6 protein-coding genes are annotated in these 6,042 nt (G+C 72.9%); 3 read left to right on the forward strand and 3 right to left on the reverse strand.

Annotated features, from left to right (window positions below; translation table 11 throughout):
* Positions 1–14: 14 nt before the first annotated feature.
* The 3 genes from ACZ7HT_RS31595 to ACZ7HT_RS31605 all read right to left on the reverse strand — a co-directional run bounded on the left by ACZ7HT_RS31595 (position 15) and on the right by ACZ7HT_RS31605 (position 2,058).
* Entirely contained in the window at positions 15–413 is a 399-nt protein-coding gene (locus ACZ7HT_RS31595; RefSeq protein ID WP_471172085.1) for a DUF3040 domain-containing protein, read from the reverse strand.
* A 269-nt stretch (positions 414–682) separates the two neighbouring features.
* Positions 683–1,471: a class I SAM-dependent methyltransferase gene (locus ACZ7HT_RS31600; protein ID WP_471172087.1), complete on the reverse strand. Its 789-nt coding sequence runs from the start codon at positions 1,469–1,471 to the stop codon at positions 683–685.
* Positions 1,472–1,539: 68 nt separating this feature from the next.
* Positions 1,540–2,058 carry an SAV_6107 family HEPN domain-containing protein gene (locus ACZ7HT_RS31605; RefSeq protein WP_471172089.1) on the reverse strand — a complete coding sequence of 173 codons (519 nt, stop codon included), beginning with the start codon at positions 2,056–2,058 and terminating at the stop codon, positions 1,540–1,542.
* Between the two features lie 147 nt (positions 2,059–2,205).
* On the opposite strand from ACZ7HT_RS31605, the gene ACZ7HT_RS31610 reads away from it, so the two are divergent.
* From ACZ7HT_RS31610 to ACZ7HT_RS31620, 3 genes are read left to right on the forward strand one after another with little or no spacing between them, the layout of a single operon-like run.
* A complete protein-coding gene (locus ACZ7HT_RS31610; RefSeq protein WP_471172091.1) occupies positions 2,206–3,162 on the forward strand; it encodes an ATP-binding cassette domain-containing protein in 957 nt (318 codons plus the stop codon).
* Complete coding sequence (locus tag ACZ7HT_RS31615) at positions 3,134–5,242, forward strand: YhgE/Pip family protein (protein WP_471172093.1); 2,109 nt, start codon at positions 3,134–3,136, stop codon at positions 5,240–5,242. The genes ACZ7HT_RS31610 and ACZ7HT_RS31615 overlap by 29 nt, the downstream gene beginning before the upstream one ends.
* A gap of 19 nt (positions 5,243–5,261) precedes the next feature.
* Entirely contained in the window at positions 5,262–5,870 is a 609-nt protein-coding gene (locus ACZ7HT_RS31620) for a TetR/AcrR family transcriptional regulator (protein ID WP_471172095.1), read from the forward strand.
* Positions 5,871–6,042 lie beyond the last annotated feature (172 nt).

Below are 6,042 nucleotides of genomic sequence, written 5' to 3' on the forward strand. Positions count from 1 at the left end.
CCGCGCGGGGGCCGTCAGTGGCCGCCGCCCTGCTGCTCGTCGCGGCGGCGCTGCCACCGCGCTTCGATCCGGTCCATCATGGAGCGTCGCGGCCGAGCCTGACGGCCTCCTGCCGCCCGCTGCTCACCGGGCTTCGGCGCCTTGCGCCATCCGGTGACCGCCAGGGCCGCGCAGCCCAGCATGACGAGGAATCCGACAATGCTGATCCAGATCAGGCCGTCCTCGAAATAAACCAGTCCGGTCATGAGGAGCGCGATACCCACCAGGAAGCCGGCGACTGCCTGGTAGACCCGTCGCCGGGTGTACGTACGCAGTCCGCTTCCCTCGAGCGCTGTCGCGAACTTGGGATCTTCGGCGTACAGCGCTCGCTCCATCTGCTCGAGCATTCGCTGCTCGTGCTCCGAGAGCGGCACGGAGTCCTCCTAGTCGTCGGTCGCGGGGGCGACCGGTTTGCGGCCCTTTCAGGATAGGCAGGGAATCGCCCCCGTGAAACCCGCCTCCATACCGATAGCCAATCCGGGCCGCCATGCGGATCGGTTGCTGAGGCGTTGATTCCCCAGCCCCCTGTCCGTCATGCCGGATGGTGTCCCCCGATCATACGGGGCTGAGCCCCATATCGGGCGGGCTGTGGCGTACTCCATGGGCGCCCCGGCCCGTACCGCCGAACGGGCGGCCGTCCCGCTCAGCCCCGCTTCTCGCCGAGAACGTGCAGCTGGGTCGCGATGGCGTGGAAGGAGGGCAGCTCCGCGGCGGCCGCCTCCAGCTTGAGCAGGGCCTCGGCGGCGCCGGGCTCGGTGTCGACGAGGACGCCGGGGACCAGGTCGGCGAAGACCCGGACGCCGTGCACGGCACTGACCGCGAGTCCCGCCGCGCCGGCCAGTTCGGTGAGCTGCTCGGCGGTGAAGCGCCGGGGTACGGGGTCGCCGGCGCCCCAGCGGCCCTCGGGGTCGCCGAGCGCGTGCCGGGCCTCGGTGAAGTGGCCGGCGAGGGCGCGGGCCAGGACGGCGCCGCCGACCCCTGCGGCGAGCAGGCTGAGGCTGCCGCCGGGGCGGAGGGCCGCGACGGCGTTCCGCACGCCCTCGGCGGGGTCGTCGACGTACTCCAGGACGCCGTGGCAGAGCACGGCGTCGTACTCCTCGCGTCCGACCACGTCGAAGAGGCCGCGGATGTCGCCCTGGACGCCGGTGACGAGGTCGGCGACTCCGGCCTCGGCGGCCCGGCGCTCCAGCGCGAAGAGCGCGTTGGGGCTGGGGTCGACGACGGTCACCCGGTGACCGAGGCCGGCCACCGGCACGGCGAACTTCCCGGAGCCGCCGCCCGTGTCGAGGACGTCGAGGCTGTCCTTCCCGGTGGCTTCGACCCGGCGGTCGAGGGCGTCTTTGAGGACGTCCCAGACGACGGCGGTACGCAGGGAGGCGCGCGACGGGCGCGATGACGCCTCTCGACCGAAGACAGGGGAAGTGTCCGGCACGGCTGTTGACTCCTCGGTGGCGGGTGTGGACGCTCCCCCACCCTATGGCCTCACCCCCGGCTTTCGGATCAGCCTCCCGCCTCGTCGGCCCCGGGCCGGCGGGGCAGTGTCGACGGGATAGCGAGCAGGCGCTCGACCAGGCGCAGGAAGTGTGCGGCGTCCCTGAGCAGGTCGTCGGCCTCGCGGCGGGTGGCCGCGGCGGCGATGCCGGCCTCGGCGCGGGCCCGGCGGCCGGCGCCGGCCGCGAAGAGGGCGCTCCATTCGGTCAGCTCGGGGGCGAGGTCGGGGAGGAGCTCCCAGGCGCTCCTTATCCGCTGCCGGTGGCGGGGCCGGGTGTCGGGTCTGGCCCGGGCGGCGAGCACGGCGGCCGCGGCACGCAGGGCGGCGAGGTGGGCGGTGGCGTACCGCTCGTGGGGGCGGTCGAGGACGGCGGCCTCGGCAAGTCCGGCGCGGGACTTGGCGAGGAGGTCGAGGGCGGCGGGCGGGGCGGCGGAGCGGCGCGGGACGGGGTGGATGTCGGATCCGGGTCCCGCCTCTCCGGCGGCCGGACGGCGGCGGGGCGTGGCTGCTGCGGATGGGCCGGCCATGACGAGCCTCCTGTCGTCGCGTGACGGCGCGGTGGCCGTATGTGTTCATCGTGCCGTGCCCCACTGACAATCGCGCTGACCTGGGGTTTTGCCTGAAACCCAACCGAGGGGTAACTTTTGAACTGACTGGTCAGTTCAAAAAGGGGAATGGGGGGTGAGTCCGTGGGCACGGAAACCGAGGAGCAGCCGCACGGCGCCGCCGTCGTCGCGGACGGCTTCGGACTGAAGGGACCGCGCGGCTGGGCGTTCCGGGAGGTCTCCTTCCGCGCCGAGCCCGGCGCGCTGGTGGCCATCGAGGGCCCTTCGGGCTCGGGCCGCACCTGTCTGCTGCTCGCGCTCACCGGCCGGATGAAGGCCAAGGAGGGCCACGCCGAGGTCGGCGGCCTCACCCTGCCCCGGAAGATGGCCGCCGTGCGCCGGATCAGCGCGCTCGGCCAGGTCCCGGGCGTCAGCGAGCTCGACCCGGCCTTCACGGTCGCCGAGCACCTGCGCGAGCGGGCGCTGCTCCAGCGCCGCTTCGACGGTTCCGTACGGGCGCTGCTGCGGCGCCCCGCCGAGCGGGCCGCGACGACGAGAGCCCGGATCGACGAGGCCGTGGCGGCCGCGGGCCTGGACCTCGGCGCCCTGCCGAAGGGCGAGCGGACCTCCGTACGGGATCTGGAGCGGCTCGAGGCGCTGCGGCTGTCGATCGCCCTCGCCCTGATCGCCCGTCCCCGGCTGCTCGCCGTGGACGACACGGACCTGAAGCTCTCGGACGCCGACCGCGCCGAGGCCTGGGCGCTGCTGCGCTCCCTGGCCGCGTCCGGGACGACGGTCCTCGCCGTCTGCAGCGAGGCCCCCGAGGACGCCCTGCGCATCACGACGCGCTCCGGCGAGACGACCGCGAAGGCCGCCGAGGAGCCCGCCGCGAAGACCCGCGCCGCGAAGACCGCCGAGGAGGCCGCCGAAGACGCGGCCCCCGCCACGCGGACCGACGCCCCGCAGGCCGCGACCGCCGCTCAGGACACCACGCCCGCCGTCGGGGAGACCGCGGGCGACGACACCACCGATGCCACGACCGAGGAGGGGGCGGCCGATGCGCTCGCCGAAACTGGCCGCGCTTGAACTGAAGCGCTTCGGCAGGGGAAAGCTGCCGCGCGCCGCGCTCGTCGCGATCCTGCTGCTGCCCCTGCTGTACGGCGCCCTGTACCTGTACTCGTTCTGGGACCCGTACAGCAGGCTCGACAAGATCCCCGTCGCCCTCGTCAACGAGGACCGGGGCGCCAGCGCCGGCGGCAAGAAGATCAACGCCGGTGACGACATCACCGAGAGGCTCCTGGAGAGCAAGACCTTCGAGTGGCACCAGGTGAGCGACGCCGAGGCGCGCGAGGGCGTGGAGGACGGGACGTACTACCTGTCCCTGACCATGCCCGGCGACTTCAGCACCCGCATCGCCTCCAGCTCCGGCGACTCCCCCGAGACCGGTGCGCTCCAGGTGCGGACGAACGACGCCAACAACTACATCGTCGGCTCGATCTCCCGGACGGTCTTCGCCGAGGTGCGCAGCGCGGCCTCCACGAAGTCCTCGCGCGGCTTCCTCGACAAGATCTTCATCTCCTTCTCCGACATCCACGACGCCACCGCGAAGGCCGCCAAGGGCGCGGCCGACCTCAAGACGGGCGTGGACAAGGCGAAGAAGGGCTCCAAGAGCCTCTCGGACGGCCTCACGGACGCCAAGGCGGGCAGCGGCGACCTCGCCGCCGGCCTGAAGAAGCTCGACAAGGGCGCCAAGGACCTGGAGAGCGGCTCCCGCAAGGTCGCGAACGGCACGCAGACCCTCGCCGACAAGGTGAACGGCACCGCCGACCAGGTCCGCCCGTACCTGGCGAACAACGGCAGGTCGATCCGCGACACCGCCCGGCTCGTCTCCGACTCCGCCGCGGCCGCCCGCAACAACCTGGGCGACCTGGTGCGCCGCGCGCCCCTGGTCCGCTCGGCCGCCCACAAGGCGGACGACGGTCTCGCGAAACTCCACCGCGAGATCTGCGTGGACGCCCCCGCGCCCGCCCCCGGCGCTCCCGCCCTCGACCCGAGGATCTGCACGGAGCTCAAGAAGGCCGCGCAGTCCGCCGACGACGTGGCCACGATCGCCGACGACGTCCACACGCTCACCAAGGACAACAGCGACGACCTGAAGACCCTCGACGCGCGCCTGAAGAAGCTCCAGAAGCAGGCCGACGAGCTGGCCGCCCGCGCCCCGCACCTCGACGAGGACGTCGAGGGCGCCATCCGGAAGATCAACGAGCTCAACACCGGCGCCAAGAAGGTCGCGGCGGGCGCGGACCGGCTGCACACCGGCATCACCCAGGCGAAGGCCGGTTCGGTCAGCCTGGACACGGGTGTCGGCAAGCTGAGGAAGGGCGCGGGCGACCTGGACGGCGGCCTGTTCAAGCTGGCCGACGGCTCGGGCACGCTCGCCACCGGCCTCAAGGACGGCGTCGACCAGATCCCGGACTACGACCGGCAGGACCGCGACCGGCGTACGGAGGTCATGGCCGACCCGGTCAAGCTGGCCTCGCAGTCCCTGCACAAGGCGCCCAACTACGGCACGGGTTTCGCCCCGTACTTCATCCCGCTCTCCCTCTGGGTCGGCGCGATGGTCGCGTACATGATCATCCAGCCGCTCAACCGGCGCGCCCTCGCCGCCGGCGGCTCCGCCTGGCGGATCGCGCTCGCGGGCTGGCTCCCGGTGGCGGCCATCGGCGTCCTCCAGGTCGCGGCCCTGATGTCGGTGCTGCACTGGGGCCTCGGCCTCCAGATGACCCGGGCCGCCGGCACGATCGGCTTCCTCGCCCTCGTCACCTGCTGCTTCGCCGCGATCATCCAGTGGCTCAACGCCCGCTTCGGCGCGGCGGGCCGGATCCTGGTGCTCGCGTTCCTGATGCTCCAGCTGACCTCGGCGGGCGGCACGTATCCCGTCCAGACCAGCCCGGCCTTCTTCAACGCCGTCCACCCCTTCCTGCCGATGAGTCACGTGGTCGAGGCGCTGCGCCGACTGATCACGGGCGGCGGGCTCGGACCGGTCTGGCAGGCCTGCGCGGTCCTGGCGGCCTTCACCGTCGGCGCCCTGGCCCTGACCGCCGTCTCGGCGCGGCAGAAGCAGGTGTGGACGCTCGACCGCCTCCACCCCGAACTGTCGCTCTGAACCTGTGAGAATCGACGCCATGGACAGCAGCAGCACCCGACGCCAGGCCACGCGCACGAAGCTCTACGAGGCGGCCGTCACCCTCATCGCGGAGCAGGGCTTCTCCGCGACGACGGTCGACGAGATCGCCGAGCGGGCCGGCGTGGCCAAGGGCACGGTCTACTACAACTTCAAGAGCAAGACCGAGCTCTTCGAGGAGCTGCTGCGCCACGGGGTGTCGATGCTCACCACCTCCCTGCGCTCGGCGGCCGAGGAGACCGCCGAGCGCGGCGGGACCCGGGTCGAGGCGCTGGACGCGATGATCCGCGCGGGCCTCGTCTTCATCGACCGCTACCCGGCCTTCACCCAGCTGTACGTGGCCGAGCTGTGGCGCACCGGACGCGCCTGGAACTCCACCCTCCTGGTGGTCCGCCAGGAGGCCGTCGCCGTGGTGGAGGGCGTCCTCCGCGAGGGGGTGGCGGCCGGCGAGCTGAGCGACGAGATCGACGTCCAGCTGACGGCGTCCGCGCTCGTCGGGATGGTGCTCGTGGCGGCGCTCGACTGGCAGGCCTTCCAGAGCGAGCGCTCGCTCGACGACGTGCACGCGGCGCTCTCGCGACTGCTGCACGGGCGCGTGGGCGGCCGCTGACGGGTCGTACGAAAGACCGGCGCACAGGCGAAAGGCCGGTGGCACGCGCGCGAAAGGCCGCCGAAGCGCACGCACGAAAGGCCGGTGGGGGGGGGGGGGGGGGGGGGGGGGGGGGGGGGGGGGGGGGGGGGGGGGGGGTGGGTGTGTTTTGTTGGGTCTGGCGGCGCCTTTT

This window comes from Streptomyces sp. NPDC037410 (assembly GCF_055602235.1).